Source organism: Mesorhizobium sp. RCAM 05099 (assembly GCF_059683685.1).
Genome location: NZ_CM185035.1, coordinates 1,736,523 through 1,754,725, shown reverse-complemented (window position 1 = coordinate 1,754,725; position 18,203 = coordinate 1,736,523). Strand labels below are relative to the sequence as shown.

The 18,203-nt window shown below is 63.5% G+C and carries 16 protein-coding genes; 8 read left to right on the top strand and 8 right to left on the bottom strand.

Annotated features, from left to right (window positions below; genetic code table 11):
- Window positions 1-26: 26 nt before the first annotated feature.
- The 8 genes from AC56QQ_RS08665 (at window position 27) to AC56QQ_RS08630 (ending at window position 8,898) form a co-directional block, all read left to right on the top strand.
- Window positions 27-1,280: an ABC transporter substrate-binding protein gene (locus tag AC56QQ_RS08665; RefSeq protein WP_489863135.1), complete on the top strand. Its 1,254-nt coding sequence runs from the start codon at window positions 27-29 to the stop codon at window positions 1,278-1,280.
- A gap of 178 nt (window positions 1,281-1,458) precedes the next feature.
- The gene (locus AC56QQ_RS08660; RefSeq protein ID WP_497126417.1) at window positions 1,459-2,415 is read left to right on the top strand and encodes a carbohydrate ABC transporter permease; all 957 of its coding nucleotides are present in this window, start codon (window positions 1,459-1,461) and stop codon (window positions 2,413-2,415) included.
- A complete protein-coding gene (locus tag AC56QQ_RS08655; RefSeq protein WP_489863137.1) occupies window positions 2,412-3,356 on the top strand; it encodes a carbohydrate ABC transporter permease in 945 nt (314 codons plus the stop codon). Before AC56QQ_RS08660 ends, AC56QQ_RS08655 begins: the two co-directional genes overlap by 4 nt.
- Before the next feature lie 4 nt (window positions 3,357-3,360).
- On the top strand, window positions 3,361-4,476 hold the full coding sequence (locus AC56QQ_RS08650; protein WP_489863138.1) for an ABC transporter ATP-binding protein: 1,116 nt from the start codon (window positions 3,361-3,363) through the stop codon (window positions 4,474-4,476).
- 5 nt (window positions 4,477-4,481) lie between these two features.
- Complete coding sequence (locus AC56QQ_RS08645; protein WP_497126415.1) at window positions 4,482-5,996, top strand: GMC oxidoreductase; 1,515 nt, start codon at window positions 4,482-4,484, stop codon at window positions 5,994-5,996.
- A gap of 160 nt (window positions 5,997-6,156) precedes the next feature.
- On the top strand, window positions 6,157-6,918 hold the full coding sequence (locus AC56QQ_RS08640; protein ID WP_497126413.1) for a 3-ketoacyl-ACP reductase: 762 nt from the start codon (window positions 6,157-6,159) through the stop codon (window positions 6,916-6,918).
- Window positions 6,919-6,930: 12 nt separating this feature from the next.
- A complete protein-coding gene (locus tag AC56QQ_RS08635; RefSeq protein WP_497126411.1) occupies window positions 6,931-8,559 on the top strand; it encodes a GMC family oxidoreductase in 1,629 nt (542 codons plus the stop codon).
- A 21-nt stretch (window positions 8,560-8,580) separates the two neighbouring features.
- The gene (locus AC56QQ_RS08630; RefSeq protein WP_497126409.1) at window positions 8,581-8,898 is read left to right on the top strand and encodes a Dabb family protein; all 318 of its coding nucleotides are present in this window, start codon (window positions 8,581-8,583) and stop codon (window positions 8,896-8,898) included.
- Window positions 8,899-9,010: 112 nt separating this feature from the next.
- On the opposite strand, the gene AC56QQ_RS08625 is transcribed toward AC56QQ_RS08630, so the two are convergent.
- The 8 genes from AC56QQ_RS08625 to AC56QQ_RS08590 all read right to left on the bottom strand — a co-directional run bounded on the left by AC56QQ_RS08625 (window position 9,011) and on the right by AC56QQ_RS08590 (window position 18,193).
- Window positions 9,011-9,856, bottom strand: a complete 846-nt coding sequence (locus AC56QQ_RS08625) for an EamA family transporter (RefSeq protein ID WP_497126407.1) — start codon at window positions 9,854-9,856, stop codon at window positions 9,011-9,013.
- Between the two features lie 7 nt (window positions 9,857-9,863).
- A complete protein-coding gene (locus tag AC56QQ_RS08620; RefSeq protein ID WP_497126405.1) occupies window positions 9,864-10,781 on the bottom strand; it encodes an endonuclease/exonuclease/phosphatase family protein in 918 nt (305 codons plus the stop codon).
- 99 nt (window positions 10,782-10,880) lie between these two features.
- Window positions 10,881-12,431, bottom strand: coding sequence for a cation:proton antiporter (locus tag AC56QQ_RS08615; RefSeq protein WP_497126404.1), 1,551 nt, complete (start codon window positions 12,429-12,431; stop codon window positions 10,881-10,883).
- A 392-nt stretch (window positions 12,432-12,823) separates the two neighbouring features.
- The gene (locus AC56QQ_RS08610) at window positions 12,824-13,888 is read right to left on the bottom strand and encodes an ABC transporter ATP-binding protein (RefSeq protein ID WP_256751440.1); all 1,065 of its coding nucleotides are present in this window, start codon (window positions 13,886-13,888) and stop codon (window positions 12,824-12,826) included.
- A gap of 16 nt (window positions 13,889-13,904) precedes the next feature.
- Window positions 13,905-14,696, bottom strand: a complete 792-nt coding sequence (locus AC56QQ_RS08605) for an ABC transporter permease (RefSeq protein ID WP_091577904.1) — start codon at window positions 14,694-14,696, stop codon at window positions 13,905-13,907.
- Entirely contained in the window at window positions 14,693-15,607 is a 915-nt protein-coding gene (locus AC56QQ_RS08600) for an ABC transporter permease (RefSeq protein ID WP_497126403.1), read from the bottom strand. Before AC56QQ_RS08600 ends, AC56QQ_RS08605 begins: the two co-directional genes overlap by 4 nt.
- A 64-nt stretch (window positions 15,608-15,671) precedes the next feature.
- Window positions 15,672-16,778, bottom strand: coding sequence for an ABC transporter substrate-binding protein (locus AC56QQ_RS08595; RefSeq protein ID WP_489863147.1), 1,107 nt, complete (start codon window positions 16,776-16,778; stop codon window positions 15,672-15,674).
- Window positions 16,779-17,020: 242 nt separating this feature from the next.
- On the bottom strand, window positions 17,021-18,193 hold the full coding sequence (locus AC56QQ_RS08590; RefSeq protein ID WP_489863148.1) for an iron-containing alcohol dehydrogenase: 1,173 nt from the start codon (window positions 18,191-18,193) through the stop codon (window positions 17,021-17,023).
- Window positions 18,194-18,203 lie beyond the last annotated feature (10 nt).

Sequence of the window (18,203 nt, the reverse complement as noted above, 5' to 3'; positions counted from 1 at the left end):
GTGTAATGCAACAAGGGAGGAAGTACATGTTGCGCAAACTGCTTATCGGAACGGCTCTCGCATCGGGCCTGGCTTTCGCGGCCCATGCCGAGGACGTCAAGGAAGTCCAGATGCTGCATTGGTGGACGTCGGGCGGCGAAGCGGCTGCTCTCAACGTCCTCAAGGGCGACCTGGCCAAGGAAGGCTTTGCCTGGAAGGACGTGCCTGTCGCCGGCGGCGGCGGCGACGCTGCCATGACCGCGCTGAAGGCAATGGTCGCGGCCGGCAACTACCCGACCGCCTCTCAGATGCTCGGCTACACCGTGCTCGACTATGCCGCGGCCGGCGTGATGGGCGACCTGACCGAGACGGCCAAGAAGGAAGGCTGGGACAAGTCGGTTCCGGCCGCCCTGCAGAAGTTCTCGGTCTATGAAGGCAAGTGGGTCGCGGCTCCGGTCAACGTCCACTCGGTCAACTGGCTGTGGATCAACAAGGCCGTCATGGACAAGATCGGCGGCACCGAGCCGAAGACCTTCGACGACTTCATTGCACTGCTCGACAAGGCCAAGGCGGCAGGCGTGATCCCGCTCGCTCTCGGCGGCCAGAACTGGCAGGAAGCCACCATGTTCGACTCGGTCGTGCTGTCGACCGGCGGACCTGAGTTCTACAAGAAGGCCTTCAACGATCTCGACGATGCTTCGCTCAAGTCCGACACGATGAAGAAGTCGTTCGACAACTTGGCCAAGCTCGTCACCTATGTCGATCCGAACTTCTCGGGCCGCGACTGGAACCTTGCCACCGCCATGGTCATCAAGGGCGATGCCCTGGTGCAGGTCATGGGCGACTGGGCCAAGGGTGAGTTCCACGCCGCCAAGAAGACCCCGGGCACGGATTTCCTGTGCTATCGCTTCCCGGGCACCGACGGCTCGGTGATCTACAACTCCGACATGTTCGGCATGTTCAACGTTCCGGACGACCGCAAGGCCGCCCAGGTCGCACTGGCCACCGCCACCCTGTCGAAGAGCTTCCAGTCGGCCTTCAACGTCGTCAAGGGTTCGGTTCCGGCTCGTACCGACGTTCCGGACACCGACTTCGACGCTTGCGGCAAGAAGGGCATCGCCGACCTGAAGGCAGCCAATGACGGCGGCACGCTGTTCGGCTCGCTGGCCCAGGGCTATGGCGCACCTCCGGCGGTCGCCAATGCCTACAAGGATGTCGTCTCGAAGTTCGTCCATGGTCAGATCAAGACCTCGGACGAGGCCGTGACCGAGCTGGTCAAGGCAATCGACGACGCCAAGTAAGCGCAACGCATGAAACACCTTCCCCGCTCCGGCGGGGAAGGATCCGCCTCACAGTTGGTTGGCTTGGAGCATCGGGAAATCCGATGCTCAGCAACATGCCGACCAGAACCCCGCCTGAACGGGGGCCGGCTTGCCGCATGACGGCAAGGGACGGACGACCCGAAACGGGAGGAGCCTCATGAGTACGGTAGCGACAAGCCAGATCAAGCTGACGCCGGAACAAGCCCGGCCACGCGCCTCGGTGCGCTCGCGCCTGCAGGACGCCCTGCCGAAGATCGTGCTGGCGCCGAGCTTCGCCATCACCATCGTCTTCGTCTACGGCTTCATCCTGTGGACGATCTATCTGTCCTTCACCAATTCCAAGACCTTCCCGTCCTATGTCATCACCGGCCCGCGCGCCTATCAGCGGCTGTGGGGCTGGACCTTCGACACCGACCCGCCGTCGAGCTGGTACACGTCGATCACCAATATGGGTATTTTCGGCTTTCTCTATATCCTGATCTGCCTGGCGCTCGGCCTGTTCCTGGCCATCCTGCTCGACCAGAAGATCCGCGGCGAAGGCATGCTGCGGCCGATCTATCTCTACCCGATGGCGCTATCCTTCATCGTCACCGGCGTCGCCTGGAAATGGTTCCTCGATCCCGGCCTCGGCCTCGAGCAGACCTTGCATCAATGGGGCTGGACGAGCTTCCATTTCGACTGGATCAAGAACAAGGATTTCGTCATCTACACGGTGGTCATCGCTGGCGTCTGGCAGGCCTCCGGCTTCATCATGGCGATGTTCCTGGCCGGCCTGCGCGGCATCGACGGCGAGATCATGAAGGCGGCGCAGATCGATGGCGCCACCACCTTTCAACTCTATCGCCGCATCGTCATTCCGCTGCTGCGGCCGATCTTCCTGTCGGCCTTCATCGTGCTCGCGCACCTCGCCATCAAGTCGTATGACCTTGTCGTGGCGCTGACCAGCGGCGGGCCGGGTGGCTCGGCCTGGCTGCCGTCCAACTTCATGTATGAGTATACGTTCAAGCGCAACGAAATGGCCGTCGGCTCGGCAAGTGCGGTGATCATGCTGATGACCATCGTCGCCATCATCGTGCCCTATCTCTATTCGGAACTGCGGGAGAAGCCGCGATGAGCGCCGTCACCACTCCCGCCAGCCAGGCCTCCGGCGGCATGAGCGTCAAGACCCTCAACCGCATCGTCATCTACGGGCTGCTGGCGCTGTTCGCGCTGTTCTACCTGATGCCGCTGTTCGTCATGCTGGTGACCTCGTTCAAGACCATGGACGAGATCCAGAGCGGCAACATGCTGGCGCTGCCCAAGGCGCCGACCTTCGATCCGTGGCTGAAGGCCTGGGGCGAGACCTGCGTCGGCCTGACCTGCGCCGGCATCAAGGGCTATTTCTGGAACTCCATCAAGATGGTGGTTCCGGCCGTGCTGATCTCGACCATGCTCGGCGCCCTCAACGGCTACGTGCTGACCAAATGGCGCTTCCGTGGCGCAACGCTGGTGTTCGGGCTGATGCTGTTCGCCTGCTTCATCCCGTTCCAGTCGGTGCTGTTGCCGATGGCGACCATCCTCGGCAGCGTCGGCCGCTTCGGCGTGACGCTGCAAAACTCGATCGGAACAAGCTTCGGCCTCGGCAATTCGACGGTCAATCTTGTCTTCGTCCATGTCGTCTATGGCATCGGCTTTACGACTTTGTTCTTCCGCAATTACTACGAGGCGTTCCCGACCGAACTGGTCAAGGCGGCTCAGGTCGACGGCGCCTCCTTCTTCCAGATTTTTCGGCGCATCATGCTGCCGAATTCCATGCCGATCTTCGTCGTCACGGTGATTTACCAGTTCACCAACATCTGGAACGACTTCCTGTTCGCCTCGGCCTACGCCGGCACCGGCGACGCCATGCCGATGACGGTGGCGCTCAACAACGTCGTCAACACCTCGACCGGCGTCGTCGAATACAACGTCAACATGGCCGCCGCGATGATCGCCGCACTCCCCACCCTTCTCGTCTATGTGCTCGCCGGCCGCTACTTCGTGCGCGGTCTCATGGCCGGCGCCGTCAAAGGATAACCCGATGGCTTTTCTTGAAATTGATGGTCTGAGGAAGCGCTTCGGCCAGGTCGAGATCCTCAAGGGGATCGATGTCGAGCTTGAGAAGGGCGGCTTCCTGGTGCTGGTCGGCCCGTCCGGCTGCGGCAAGTCCACGCTGCTCAACACCATTGCCGGGCTGGAGACGATCACCTCCGGCGAAATCCGTGTCGACGGCCGCACGATCAACGATCTGCATCCGTCGAAGCGCGACATCGCCATGGTGTTCCAGAGCTACGCGCTCTACCCGAACATGACGGTGGCGGGAAATATCTCCTTCGGCATGGAGATGCGCGGCGTGCCGGCGGCGGAGCGGCAGAAGGCGATCGACAAGGTCGCCAAGGTGCTGCAGATCGGCCATCTCCTGCAGCGCAAGCCGAGCCAGCTTTCGGGCGGCCAGCGCCAGCGCGTCGCCATGGGCCGGGCGCTGGTGCGCGACCCCAAACTGTTCCTGTTCGACGAGCCGCTGTCCAACCTCGACGCCAAGCTGCGCGTCGACATGCGCATCGAGATCAAGCGCCTGCATGCCACCACCGGCACGACCATCGTCTACGTCACCCACGACCAGATCGAGGCGATGACGCTGGCGACCAAGATCGCCGTGATGCGCGATGGCGAGGTGCAGCAGTTCGGTACGCCGGCCGAAATCTACAACAACCCGACCAATCTCTTCGTCGCCGACTTCATGGGTTCGCCGGCGATGAACCTCATCCCGGCCACGATCGGCACCAACGGCAATGCGCTGTCCGTCGTGCTGCAGCGCGAGGCGCGCGAGCCGATCTCACTGCCGATGGCAAATGCACCGGCGGGCCTGTCGGCGTTCCAGGGCAAGCCGATCATCTTCGGCGTTCGCCCGGAAGCCCTCACCGATCCGGAGGGCGCCGAGCGCAACGCCTCCAACATCGCCACCGCCGATTGCCATATCGAAGTGGTGGAGCCGGCCGGTTCCGATACGTTCGCGGTCACCAATCTCGGCGGCAAGGGCGTGGTGGCGCGGCTGCGCGCCGATGCCAACATCCAGCCGGGCACCAACACCCCGCTCGCCTTCAATCTGACCAAGGCGGTGTTCTTCGATCCGGCGACCGAGAATCGCATTCGCTGACGGCTATGACAAATCCGGACATAGTCATCATCGGCTCCGGCATCGGCGGCGCCACGATCGCCTCCGGACTTGCCGGCAGTGGTGCCTCGATCCTGATGCTGGAACGCGGCGAGCCGTTGCCGGCAACGCCGCATGCGCGTGACACGCGCTCCATCTTCGTCGACAGCCATTACCGGCCGAAGGAGATGTGGCGCGAAGCCGGCGGTGCTGCCTTCAACCCCGGCAACTACTACTATGTTGGTGGCAATTCGAAATTCTATGGCGCGGTGCTGATCCGCTACCGCAAGGAAGACTTCGCGGCCATGGAACACTTTGGCGGTGTCTCCCCCGCCTGGCCGTTCTCTTACGATGAGTTCGAGCCCTGGTATTCCAGAGCCGAGCAACTGTTTCGCGTCCGCGGCAGCCTGGGCGAAGACCCGACCGAGCCGTTCCACTCGATCCCCTACGCCTTCAAGGCGGTGCCCGACGAAGCGCCGATCGCGCGCGCCCGCGCCGAGCTTAGGGGACTCGGCCTGCACCCCGCCTCGCTGCCGCTCGGCGTCGACATCGACACCTGGCTGAAGGAAGGCAAGACCGGCTGGGACGCTTTCCCGAACACTGGCCAGGGCAAGATCGACGCGCAAACGGGACCGCTGACGACGGCGCTGAACGACCAGAACATCAAGCTCGAGACCGGCGCTTATGTCGAGTATCTCGAAGCGTCGCCCGACTGCAAAACCATATCGGCCATTCACTATCGCCAGAACGGCGAGGCGAAGAAAGTCTCGCCGAAACTGGTCATCCTCTCAGCTGGTGCGGTCAATTCCGCCGTGATCCTGCTGCGCTCGCCCTCACCCAATGGGAAGGCAGGTGGCAAAGGTCTTGCCAACCGCTCCGACCAGGTCGGCCGCAATTTCATGAATCACAATTCGAGCGCCATGCTGGCGATCGACCCGCGCCGCCGGAACGATGCCGTCTACCAGAAGACGCTGATGCTGAATGACTATTATCTGTCCGACGGCAAGGGCGGCAAGCCGCTCGGCAACGTCCAGCTGCTCGGCAAGATCGACGGCAACATGCTCAGGGCCAATGTGAAGTTCGCGCCTAAATTCGCCCTCGACTTCATGGCCGGCCACGCCATCGACTGGTACCTGATGTGCGAGGACCTGCCCGATCCCGAAAGCCGCATCATGGTCGACGGCAAGGACATCATCATGCAGTGGCGGCGCTCCAACATGCAGTCGCTCGACGGCCTGACCAAGGTGATGCGCGAAAATTTCCGCGCCTGCGGCTATCCCATCGTGCTGTCGCGCCCCTTCGACAAGCGCACCCCTTCCCACCAGTGCGGCACGGTGAGGATGGGCGACGATCCCGCCACCGCGCCGCTTGATCCCTTCTGCCGCTCGTTCGACCACCAGAACCTGTTCGTCGTCGACGGCGGCTTCCTGCCGAACTCGGCCGCCGTCAATCCGGCGCTGTCGATTGCCGCGCAAGCGCTGCGCGTCGCCGACCACATCCGCAAGACGGAGCTGGCGGCATGATCGGTTGGCGCTGCCCCTCACCCTTACCCTCTCCCCGTGAAGAACGGGGAGAGGGGGTCGCCAGCGTTGCGGCCATCTCCCTTCTCCCCGTCACTATACGGGGAGAAGGTGCCGGCAGGCGGATGAGGGGCAGCGCTGACGTCCAAAGGGACATGGTCGTATGACCCGGCCCGCAGCCATCATCACCGGCGGCGCGCGCGGCATCGGTCTTGCCTGTGCCCAGGCGCTGGCGGATGCTGGCTTCGACATTCTTGTTGCTGATCTTGCCGAACAAGCTACGGACGGACTTGCGCGGGCGATCAACACGCACGGCGCGAAATTCGCTTATGTCCGTTGTGACATCGCCGATCTCTCCGCTCACACCACGCTCGTCGACGCGGCGATGCGCGCCTTCGGCCGCATCGACTGTCTCGTCAACAATGCCGGCGTCGGCGCTGTCGTGCGCGGCGACCTGCTCGAACTGAAACCGGAGAATTTCGACCGCACGATCGGCGTCAATCTGCGCGGCACAATCTTCCTCAGCCAGGCGGTGGCCAGGGCCATGCTGGCGGCACCTGCCGACTGGCCGAGATCGATCATCACCATCACCTCGGTCAGCGCCGAAATGGCCTCGCCTGAGCGATCGGACTACTGCATCTCGAAGGCTGGCCTTTCGATGTGGGTGAAGACCCTGGCTCTCAGGCTCGCCGCCGAGAATATCGGCGTCTTCGAGCTGCGGCCGGGCATCATCCGCACCGACATGACGGCAGGCGTGGCAGCCAAATACGACACATTGATCGACGGTGGACTGGTGCCGGCAAAGCGCTGGGGCGAGGCCGCCGACATCGGCGCCGTGGTGGCAACCCTGGCTGGCGGCAAGCTCGGCTTCTCGACCGGCTCGATCATCAATGTCGACGGCGCGCTCTCCGTGCCGCGACTGTAAGTGGATAGTGTCATGACCGACTACATCATCGTGGGCGCCGGCCCGGCCGGCTGCGTTCTGGCCAACCGGTTGAGCGAGGATCCGGCGAATTCGGTCCTGCTTCTGGAGGCCGGCGGCAAGGACTGGCATCCCTATATCCACATGCCGGCCGGCTTCGCCAAGATGACCAAGGGCATCGCCTCCTGGGGCTGGTCAACGGTGCCGCAGAAGCACATGAAGGACCGCGTCTTCTGGTACACGCAGGCCAAGGTGGTCGGCGGCGGCTCCTCGATCAACGCCCAGATCTACACGCGCGGCAATGCCCGCGACTACGACGCCTGGGAGAAGGAAGAAGGTCTCGCCGGCTGGGGCTACCGCGACGTGCTGCCCTATTTCAAGCGCGCCGAGAACAACCAGCGCTACGCCAACGATTTTCATGGCGACCAGGGGCCGCTCGGCGTGTCCAACCCGATTTCGCCGCTGCCGATCTGCGAGGCCTATTTCCGCGCCGGCCAGGAGATGGGCATTCCCTTCAATCCGGATTTCAACGGCGCCAGCCAGGAAGGCGTCGGCTATTACCAGCTCACCCAGAAGGATGCCCGGCGCTCCTCCGCTTCGGTTGCCTATCTCAAGCCGATCCGCGCGCGTAAGAACCTGACCGTCAGGACCGATGTGCTGGTGACCCGCATAGTCGTCGAGAAAGGCCGCGCCATCGGCGTCGAAATCGTCGACAGACCAGGCGGACAGAAGTCGATCCTGCGCGCCGAGCGCGAGGTGATCGTCTCGTCCGGCGCCATCGGCTCGCCGAAGCTCCTGATGCAGTCCGGCATCGGCCCGGCCGATCACCTGAAATCCGTCGGCGTCACGCCGGTGCACGATCTGCCCGGCGTCGGCTCCAACATGCAGGATCATCTCGATTTGTTCGTCATCGCCGAATGCACTGGCGACCACACCTACGACAACTACGCCAAGCTGCACCGTACGGCCTGGGCCGGTCTGCAATACCTGCTGCTGAAGAAGGGACCGGTGGCCTCCAGCCTGTTCGAGACCGGCGGCTTCTGGTACGCCGATCCGACAGCCGCCTCGCCCGACATCCAGTTCCATCTCGGCCTCGGCTCCGGCATCGAAGCCGGCGTGGAGAAGTTGAACAATCCGGGCGTCACCCTAAACTCGGCCTTCCTGCGGCCGCGCTCGCGCGGCACCGTGCGGCTGAAAAGCGGCGACCCGGCCGACCATCCGCTGATCGACCCGAACTACTGGTCCGATCCCTATGATCGCGCCATGTCGATCAAGGGGCTCAGGCTGGCGCGCGAGATCATGCGGCAGAAGGCGCTTGCCCCTTATGTGCTGCGCGAAGTGCTGCCCGGCCCATCACTCGCCAGCGACGACGAGCTGTTCGACTACGCCTGCCGCAGCTCCAAGACCGATCATCACCCTGTCGGCACCTGCCGCATGGGCCACGACGACATGGCGGTTGTGACGCCGGATCTGCGGCTGCGCGGCATCGAAGCCTTACGCGTCTGCGATGCTTCGGTGATGCCGCGCGTGCCCTCCTCCAACACCAATGCGCCAACCATCATGGTCGGCGAAAAGGGTGCCGATCTGGTCCTCGGCCGCGAGCCGCTGCCGCCGGCGGTGTTTTCCGGCAATCGCGCGGCGTGACAGCCGAGAAGGAACAATCCGATGATCAGGCACTGTGTCTTCGTCAAATTCCGCAATGATGTCGGCGTCGGCGAACGCAAGGCGATCCACGCCGACCTCGAGGCACTGCGACAGGTGATCGACGGCATGGATGCGGTCCAGTTCAGCGCCAATGTCAGCCCCGAACCGTTCGCCCGCGGCTTCACCCATGGCTTCACCATCGATTTCCGCGATGCCGCCGTGCGCGACGCCTATCTGGTGCATGAAGCCCACCAGCGCGCCGGTGCCCGGCTGGTGGCCGCGCTCGAAGGCGGAACGGATGGGTTGATGGTTTTCGACCTCGATCTTACGAAAAAGTGACTGCCGGTTTTTCCAAAGCCGACTGATCGCTGTTGTCTTTTGCCGACCGGTCGTCATCCGCTTCAGTCCGGAGCGACGCGGCCAGGTGATGACCGTGCTCAACTGACGGCAGTTATCCCAGTCGCAGTGCCACGACACCGGCGACGATGCTGAGCGCGGCAGCGCCGCGCCAGCCCGTCATCTTCTCGCCGAGGGCGAACACCGAGATCATCATCGCGAACAGGATCGAGGTCTCGCGCAGCGAAGCCACCGAGGCGATCGGCGCCTTGGTCATCGCCCACATCACGATCCAGTAGGCAGCGCCACTGAGCACACCGGTGAACAGCCCCGCCTTCCAGTCGCGCGCCAGCACCGGCAGCGACCGCGGCCCGCGGAAGACGATGCACAGCACCAGCGCCCAGAGCGCGTCGCAGATGAACAGCCAGGCGGCATAGCTCGACGCGGTGGCGGCGAGCCGTGCGCCACTGCCGTCCGACAGCGTATAGCTGGCGATGAAGATCGAGGTGCCAAGCGCGAAACCGACGGCGCGAAGGTTGAGCTTCTCCAGATGCGCGCCACCGCGAAACGACATCACCAGCGTGCCGGCCGACAACAGAGCGATGCCGAGAATGGCGAGCGGCGCCGGAACCTCCTTGACCACCACCAGGCCGCCGAGGGCGGCGAGCAATGGCGCGGTGCCGCGCGCCAGCGGATAGGTCTGGGCGAAATCGCCGGCCTTGTAGGCGCCGATGAGGAATGTCCGGTAGCCCATGTGGAAGAAGACCGAGGCGATGATGTAGGGCCACACTTCGGCTTTCGGCACTTCGACGAAAGGCAGCGCCACGAGGGCGGCAGTGCCCATGCCAAGCGTCATCAGCGTGATCGACAGGAAGCGGTCGAGGTGCACCTTGACCAGCGCGTTCCAGATCGCGTGCATGGCGGCGGCGGCGAGCACCGCGAAAAAGACGAACAAGGTCATGTGCGCCTCATCGGCCTCCAGAGGTGGTGGCGATGCCCGGTGTCTCCAGGTCGATGTCGATCCGCAGCGGGAAATGGTCCGACGCAACCTCGCCGATGTCGGCGCTGACCGAGCGCACGCGCCCGGCGAACATGCCGCCGACGAAGCAATGATCAAGCCGGCGCTTGGTCAGCTTGCCGTCGATGGCCTTCACATGGGTATGGAAATCCGCGGCCGGCTCGCTGGCGACTGAAGCGGCATCGACGAAGCCGTCGAGATAGGCGGCTCCGCGATGATAGGGCGTGCTGCCGACGATGCGGCGGTATTCGGCGCTGCCCGGTTCCATATTGAAGTCGCCCATCCAGATCGCCGCCAGCGGGTTCTCAGGCTCGGCTTCGCCGCTGGTCCAGTTGCGCGCCGGCTCGTCATCCATGCCGCTCCACGGGCCGCCATCGGAAGGCGCCCGGCGGTGCTCGGCAAGCAGATAGTCGATCTGCTCCAGCCGCTCCTCGGCCGCGATATGCGCGAGATGCAGCGACAGCACTCGCACCGGACCCGCCGGCGCGCGGATCATGCATTCGAGCGCCGCGTTGCGGGTGTTGAGCGGCCGCAGCGTACGGCGCATCGGCAGCGTATGCAGCCGTGACCAGACGATCGGCAGCTTCGACAGCACCATGGTGCCGAACTGCCGGCGACGGTTGACGATCCGGCCGTCATGTCGTTCGCTGGCGTCCATGTCGAAGGCAGGTCCATAGACCCAGTGATAGTCCGGCAAGAGGCGGGAAAGCAGCTCCGGCTGGTCGTCGAAATTGCTGCGCTGCCAATGGCGCTCGACTTCCTGCAAGGCAATAATATCGGCACCGGCAACAATGCGCGCGGCACGCGAAAGATCGTAGCGACCGTCACCGCCGAATCCGTACTGGATGTTGTAGCTGACCAGCTTCATTCCTAATCCGGCTCAATTTCGATGTTGGCAGTAACGGTTCGACGATGGCCTTGCAATGGACCGCCACGATGGCGTGGCTGGGCCAGGAGAAGACACCACCTATGTGGTAAGAGGCTGGAAGCGCCCAGCGGGCGATGCCGCCAGTTCGGACCAGTCGATTTCCTCTTCCAGGCGATGGTAGGCTTCGTCGCCGATCGTGCCGTTGCGGCGCAGTTCCTCCAGCGCGTCACGCTGGCTGTTGATGGCATAGAGGCGCAGCCGGTCATACTCCGTCGCCGCCTGCGCGTTTTCCGGGTTTTCGGCGATCGTGCGCTGCGCCGTATATTGCTCGCGCACGGCGGCGGCGGCATTCGATGTCTTGCCGCTCAACACGTTGAGCGCGGCCTGCATGACGGCGACACGCGCCCGCGCCACTTCGCGGTCGACTGTCGTGTCCGGATCAAGGCTGAGCGCCTTCAGCAATGGCTTGAGCGTCATACCTTGCAGCACCAGCGTGCCGAGAACGACCGCGAAGGCGGCAAGCACGATCGGATCGCGGCCAGGGAAGTTGGCCGGCAGGGCAATGGCCGCCACCAGCGTCACCAGCCCGCGCATCCCGCACCAGCCGACGAGCAAGCCGCCGCGAACCGACGGCGCTTCTCGCCTTCGCTCCTCGCTACCGGACCGGGCAAGCCATCTGATGATCACGCCGTAACCCAACACCCAGGCGAGGCGCGAAACGATGACGACGGCCAGCACCGTTGCGGCGAAGACGAATGCTTCGCCCTGGCCGTCCCCGGCAAGCCGGCCGACGATCGACCGTGCCTGAAGGCCCATCAGCACAAAGGCCAGCACGTTGAGGACGAAGACCGCCGACTCCCACACCGAATAGGTGCTGACGCGTCTCCTTGCCGACATGTGGCGCGGCGCGCGGCGCGCAAGCGTCATGGCATAGACGACGATGGTGATGATGGCCGAAAGGCCCAGCCTGTCGGCCAGGATCCAGACGCCGAATGTCCCGGCGAACTGCACCACGGTGCTGCTTGCCGCATCCTCGATACGGGTAAGCGTCAGCAGCGAAAAGCGGCCAAGCAGATAACCCGCGACCACGCTGCCGACCGTCGACAGCAGGATCGTCGGAATGGCGTTGCTCAGCGTGACCGCGCCTACCGCTGCCGAAACCGCCAGCCTGTAGATCAACAGAGCGGTGGCATCGTTGAGCAGGCTCTCGCCCTGCAGGATGGCGGTGATGCGGTGCGGCACCTTGAATTGCCCGAGCACAGCACTTGCGGCCACCGCATCTGGCGGAGCAACGATGGCGCCGAGCGCTATTGCCGCCGCGATCGGCAGCCCGGCCATCTTCCAGCCGACGAAGGCGACGATCGCCGTGGTGAAAATGACGGCGCCGAGCGCCAGCAGCACGAGCGACAGCCGATAGCGGTTGAGATCCCGCAACGATGTGTCGTAGGCCGCATCCAGCAGCACCGGCGCAATGAACAGCGCCAGCGCCAGTTCCGGGTCGATCTCGATCGTCGGCGCGCCAGGCACGAAGGCAATCCCGACCCCGGCCAAAGCCAGCAGGGACGGGTAAGGAATCTCCAGCCGTCGCGACAGTGCCGTGAGTGCGACAGCGATCAGCAAGAGGACGAGTGTGAGTTCGAAAAGAGCCATGGCTCGTTATACCCGGAACCAGAACTGTCGGCAGTAGCTGGCCAACAACATGCCGTTGATTGGTCGTCGCGTACAGGCCGACATGCGCAACGCCTGGAACTTGTGGCGTACTGCGCTCGGCCTGCCGCACGAGCCCACACCGCGCTGGTGGAAGGGCTGCCTGACTTCAGATAGTGGTGCAGCCGTTCATAACGCCGGCTCGAAAACGCGCGATTTAGGCGAGCCAGGGTGTCGAGATTGAGGTCAGGCCGAGTCGGCGTCGAACACGGGCGCGAAGCAACCAAACAAGGTGGCTTCCGAGACCCGGAGCGGAGCGTACTTGAAGTATGTGAGCCCCGGAAGCGCCGGAAACCGCCATTTTCGAGCCGGCATCACCTGAACATCGGCACAGCCTAGTGCAGCACCAGCATATCGCTCGACGAAAACGAAATCTCGGCCTTCTCCCCGACCGCTGGTGGCGGCGTTGCCGGGCTGTTGAACGTGTCGAGCGAGACCGTGTTGCCGCCTATGCCGACCCGAACCCGGATCACCGAACCGAGGAAATGCACCTCGGAGATTTCCCCCGAAAGGCTGGAGTCGCGGCCGGGCTGGCGACCGAGCGAAATGGCCTCGGGCCGCAGCGCCAGCGACAGCGTATCGCCCGACTTGGACCCGTTGAGCTTGCCCTTGAGCAGGACTTCCTCGCTGTTGACGCGAACCTTGCCCGACGCGGCGTCGGTGACGGTGCCTTCCAGCACGTTCAGCGTGCCAACGAAATTGGCGACGAACTTGGTCGCCGGGCGGTTGTAGATCTCGAACGGCGTACCCACCTGCTCGGCCTTGCCGCCATACATCACGGCGATGCGGTCCGAGATCGACAGCGCCTCTTCCTGGTCGTGCGTCACGAAAATGGTGGTGATGCCGAGCTTCTTCTGGATCGAGCGGATTTCCTCGCGCAGCGATACGCGCACCTTGGCGTCGAGCGCCGACAGCGGCTCGTCGAGCAGCAGCAATTTCGGCTTGGGCGCGATAGCGCGGGCCAGCGCGATGCGCTGCTGCTGACCACCCGAGAGCTGATACGGATAGCGGTCCGCCATCTGCGGCAGCTTGATGATGCCCAGCATTTCGGCGACACGGGCATCGATGTCCGCCTTGGACATGCCCGCCACCTTCAAGCCGAAGCCGATGTTCTGCGCCACGGTCAGGTTCGGGAACAGCGCATAGGCCTGGAACACCATGCCGACATTGCGCTGGTTGGGCTTCAGCCTTGTGATGTCCTTGCCTCCTACGACGATCTTGCCGGCGCTCGGCTCCTCGAAGCCGGCGACCATGCGAAGCACGGTGGTCTTGCCGCAGCCGGACGGCCCGAGGAAGGAGACAAATTCGCCTCGCTCGACGTCGAGATTGAAATCCTCCACGACCGTGGTGGCGCCGAAGGACTTTCGAACATGCTGGATGGAGAGGAACGGGTCGGCCATGGAGTTGTTCTTTCGATCAGTTCGGGCGGTTCGCCGATTTCGGCGCGAAGCGGGACAGGATCTGGATCAACGACATGCACCCCCAGGTGATGGCGAAGGCGATGATGGCGAGGGCCGCCGGCTCGTAGGCGCGGTTGGCACCGATGTTCTGCAGGTAGGGACCGAAAGCCGGCCGATTGAGCAGGCTCGCCATGGTGAATTCGCCGATGACGATCGCGAAGGTGAGGAAGGCGCCGGAGAGCACCGCGATCAGCACGTTGGGCAGGATGACGCGGGTGATGATCGTACCCCAACCGGCGCCCAGAATCTGCGCCGCTTCCGTCAGCGTGCGCACATCGATGGTCCGCAGACCCGTATCGACGGCTCGATACATATAAGGCAGCGCCAGTGTCGCATAACCGATGACCAGCAAGGCATTGGTGCCCGTGTCGGTTGCCAGGAACGGCAGCGGTGAATTCGAGCCATACATTCTGATATAGCCGAAGACGATGACGATGGCCGGAATGACCAGCGGCAGCAGCGTGATGAACTCGACGACCGGCCTGAGTTGCGGCAGGCGAAGCCGGATCCAGTAGGCAGCCGGCACCACGATAAGCACGCCGAGGATGATGGTGAAGACGGCGGCGAGAACCGAATAGCCGAACGTCGCCTGGAAGCGTGCGTCGCCCAACACAACCTTGTAGGCGTCAAAGGAATAGACGCCGCGCCGCATGCGCATGGAGAACTCCACTGTCGCGATCAGCGGAATGAAGAAATAGGCCGCGCCCAGCGCGAAGACGACCCAGGCCCAGAACCTGCCAGCCTTCATTTGAGCCACCTCTCGGAGCGGGTGCGGAACCAGATATAGAAGACATTGGCAAGACCGGTAATGACGATCATGCCGAAGGCTATGGCATAGCCGAGATGGGCATTGTGCAGCACATCCCCACGGATCTGGGCATAGAGCAGGATCGGCACGATGTTGAGCGACGAGCCGGTCAACGCATAGGCGGTGGCGATGGCGCCGAAGGCATTGGCGAACAGCAGGATCACGGTGCCGAGGAAACTCGGCCAGATCACCGGAATGACCACCATGCGCCAGTACTGCGCCATGGTCGCGCCCAGCGTCGCGGCGGCCTCGCCCCATTCCTTCTTCAGCCCGTCAATGGCCGGCACGATGATGACCACCATCAGCGGGATCTGGAAATAGACATAGGTCAGCGTCAGGCCCCAGAACGACAGGATGTTGAAGCCGTGCGCGTAGATGTTGAGACCGAACAAGGTGTTCAGGAGCACCGTCGCAAGGCCGAGCCGGCCGAGCGTGGCAAGGAAGGCGAAGGCCAGCGGCACGCCAGCAAAATTGGAGGCGACGCCGGAAAACGTCAGTGTCGCCGAACGTATCCAGTCCGGCAGGCCGCCGCGCACGATGGCGATGGCAATCGCCAGCCCCGCAAAGGCGCCAATCAGCGACGAGGCCAGACTGACCTTGATCGAAATCCAGTAGGCGGCGACGATCGACGGCTGTGCCAGCGCCGCAATATTCTCGAAGGTGAACTCGCCCGCATCATTCTGGAACGCGCCCAGCATTAGATAAAGCGTGGGCAGGATCAGGAACATGATGGCGAAGATGAAGAACGGCGCGACGCCAAGCCATTGCGTCGGCAGCCGCAAGGCGCGCGCCTCACCGGGGGGTGCGGTCTTCCCCGCGATGGCCTGATTGGAAAGCGAGAGATCGGTCATGCGCCAGCTACCGTCATCGAGGGAGTCCGGGCGGCCATGCGGCCGCCCGGATCGATTTCAAGTGTTACTTGACGTTGGCGCCGACAACGGCGTCCCAGTTCTTGGTGATGGCTTCCTTCGCCTTGCCCTGCTCGTCGAGCGTCGGGAACACCGCGGCCGCGTAGGACTCGGCCGGAGGCAGCTTGGCCAGCACGTCCGCCGGGATCTTGTTGTTCTTGGCAAGATCGTTGAAGCGGATCGGGTGGCAGTAGCCCTTCAGCCAGGCGATCTGGCCTTCGTCGGAATAGAGGTATTCCAGCCAGAGCTTGGCTGCATTCGGGTGCGGCGCAAAGGCGCTGATCGCCTGTACATAGACGCCGGCGACGACACCGGTCTTCGGCACGACGACGTCGACGGGCGGGTTGCCCTTCAGCGTGTCGCGGCCGGCAAGCGCGTTGTAGTCCCAGGTGACCAGGATCGGGGTCTGACCCTGGGCGAGCGTGGCGGCCTTGCCGATGACCGGCACGAAGTTGCCGGCGGCATTGAGCTTCTTGAAGAAGTCGAGGCCGGCGGTGCCAGCGGCTTCGCCAGCGGCCGCACCCGACGACAGGCCGGCGGCGTAAACCGCCTGGATGGCCTGGTTCGAGGCGCGCGGATCACCGGCAAGGGCAACCGAGTTGGCGAATTCCGGCTTCAGCAGGTCGGCCCAGTCCTTCGGCGATTCCTTGACCAGGTCCTTGTTCACCTGGAAGGAAAGCACGCCGTAGTAGTCGCCGGTCCAAAACCCTTCCGCATCCTTGGCGCTGTCGGGGATCGAGTCCCAGGTCGACACCTTGTAAGCCTGGATCAGGCCATCCTTCTTGGCGGACGGACCGAACGACAGGCCGACGTCGATGACGTCGGGAGCCTGCGGACCCTTGTTGTCCTTGTTGGCCTTGATCGCCTCGACCTCGTCGCCGGAACCGGCATCGGGGTTGAGTTCGTTGATGGTGATTTCCGGATACTTCGCCTTGAAGCCGGCGATGACATCGCCGTAGCCGCACCAGTCATGCGGCAGGGCGATGGTGGTGAGTTGGCCTTCTGCCTTCGCGGCCTTGACGAGATCGTCCATCGAAGCCGAGGACGAAATCACCGTCGACGCAAAAAGCGCCGCGGCCGAAAGGGAAAGCACCTTCCCCGTGAATTTGAACATGTGTTCTCTCCGTTGAACTGACGCCGTTGGACGCCTGCGATGCGGTATCGTTTTCATGTGACAGCCAGATGAAAGCTTTGTGAAACCGGCTGCTCGCAGTACGAAAAAGTAAACTCTTTTTAACCTGATGTAGCAATCGCCTCGCGATTCTTTTTCCGGCTAACTAGTTTCTGCCTTGCCCTTCATCCTCCCCCTTGTTTTCGTAGCCCCTTTTCAGATCAATTTCCTGTGCGGAAAACGTCTCAGACCGTGCCGGCGATGGCGTTTTCGAGCAACGCCAGCGCGGCCTTCTTGGTCAGCTTGACCGGGTTGCCGCCGGCGGTCGGGTCGACCACCGCCATGTCGGCGATCAGCCCCTTGCGTTTCTTGTCCATGTCGAGACCCTTGATCAGGCCCGGCAGCGCATGCGGCACCTTCAATTCCTTGCGCAGCTTGATGATCGCCTTGGCGAAGCCGTCGAAGCCACCCTTGATGCCGCAATAGGCGGCGAGCCGCGCGATGCGCACCTCGATGGCATCGCGGTTGAAGGCCAGCACATAGGGCATGAACACGGCGTTGGTCATGCCGTGATGGGTGTCGTAGAGCGCGCCGACCGGATGCGACAGCGAGTGGATGGCGCCAAGCCCCTTCTGGAAGGCGGTGGCACCCATGGCGGCGGCGCTCATCATATGGGCGCGCGCGACGAGATCCTTGCCGTTGGCGTAGGCCTTCGGCAGGTTTTCGAAAACGAGCCGGACACCTTCGACGGCGATGCCGTCGGCCATCGGATGATAGCCCGGCGCGCAATACGCTTCGAGACAGTGGGCGAGCGCGTCCATGCCGGTGCCGGCTGTGATGAAGCCCGGCATGCCGACCGACAGTTCCGGATCGGCGATGACGATGGCCGGCAGCAGCTTGGGATGGAAGATGACCTTCTTGGTGTGCGTCGCCTCGTTGGTGATGACGCCGGCGCGACCGACCTCCGATCCGGTGCCGGCCGTGGTCGGCACCGCGATGATCGGTGCGATCGCATCCGAATTGGCGCGTGTCCACCAGTCGTCGACATCCTCGAAGTCCCATACCGGCCGCGTCTGGCCGGCCTGGAAGGCGATCAGCTTGCCGAGATCGAGCGCCGAGCCGCCGCCGAAGGCGATGACGCCGTCATGCTTGCCCTTCTTGAACACGGCGATGCCGGCGGTGAGGTTGGATTCGACCGGGTTGGGCCTCACCTCGGAGAAGACGCCATAGGGGACCTTGGCATCGTCGAGGATCTTCAAGGTCGACGCGACGACCGGCAATTTCGCCAGGCCCGGATCGGTGACGAAAAGCGGCCGCTTGATGCCGGTCGCCGCCAGAACCTCAGGCAGTTCCTTGATGCGCCCGGCGCCGAAGCGGACGGTGGTGGGGTAGTTCCATTTGGAGATCAGCTTGGACATTTTTGTCTTT

Bases quoted from the DNA above. Each gene is read 5' to 3' on its own strand.
- AC56QQ_RS08665 (WP_489863135.1), top strand. From the start codon at position 27: ATGTTGCGCAAACTGCTTATCGGAACGGCTCTCGCATCGGGCCTGGCT.
- AC56QQ_RS08660 (WP_497126417.1), top strand. From the start codon at position 1,459: ATGAGTACGGTAGCGACAAGCCAGATCAAGCTGACGCCGGAACAAGCC.
- AC56QQ_RS08655 (WP_489863137.1), top strand. From the start codon at position 2,412: ATGAGCGCCGTCACCACTCCCGCCAGCCAGGCCTCCGGCGGCATGAGC.
- AC56QQ_RS08650 (WP_489863138.1), top strand. From the start codon at position 3,361: ATGGCTTTTCTTGAAATTGATGGTCTGAGGAAGCGCTTCGGCCAGGTC.
- AC56QQ_RS08645 (WP_497126415.1), top strand. From the start codon at position 4,482: ATGACAAATCCGGACATAGTCATCATCGGCTCCGGCATCGGCGGCGCC.
- AC56QQ_RS08640 (WP_497126413.1), top strand. From the start codon at position 6,157: ATGACCCGGCCCGCAGCCATCATCACCGGCGGCGCGCGCGGCATCGGT.
- AC56QQ_RS08635 (WP_497126411.1), top strand. From the start codon at position 6,931: ATGACCGACTACATCATCGTGGGCGCCGGCCCGGCCGGCTGCGTTCTG.
- AC56QQ_RS08630 (WP_497126409.1), top strand. From the start codon at position 8,581: ATGATCAGGCACTGTGTCTTCGTCAAATTCCGCAATGATGTCGGCGTC.
- AC56QQ_RS08625 (WP_497126407.1), bottom strand. From the start codon at position 9,856: ATGACCTTGTTCGTCTTTTTCGCGGTGCTCGCCGCCGCCGCCATGCAC.
- AC56QQ_RS08620 (WP_497126405.1), bottom strand. From the start codon at position 10,781: ATGAAGCTGGTCAGCTACAACATCCAGTACGGATTCGGCGGTGACGGT.
- AC56QQ_RS08615 (WP_497126404.1), bottom strand. From the start codon at position 12,431: ATGGCTCTTTTCGAACTCACACTCGTCCTCTTGCTGATCGCTGTCGCA.
- AC56QQ_RS08610 (WP_256751440.1), bottom strand. From the start codon at position 13,888: ATGGCCGACCCGTTCCTCTCCATCCAGCATGTTCGAAAGTCCTTCGGC.
- AC56QQ_RS08605 (WP_091577904.1), bottom strand. From the start codon at position 14,696: ATGAAGGCTGGCAGGTTCTGGGCCTGGGTCGTCTTCGCGCTGGGCGCG.
- AC56QQ_RS08600 (WP_497126403.1), bottom strand. From the start codon at position 15,607: ATGACCGATCTCTCGCTTTCCAATCAGGCCATCGCGGGGAAGACCGCA.
- AC56QQ_RS08595 (WP_489863147.1), bottom strand. From the start codon at position 16,778: ATGTTCAAATTCACGGGGAAGGTGCTTTCCCTTTCGGCCGCGGCGCTT.
- AC56QQ_RS08590 (WP_489863148.1), bottom strand. From the start codon at position 18,193: ATGTCCAAGCTGATCTCCAAATGGAACTACCCCACCACCGTCCGCTTC.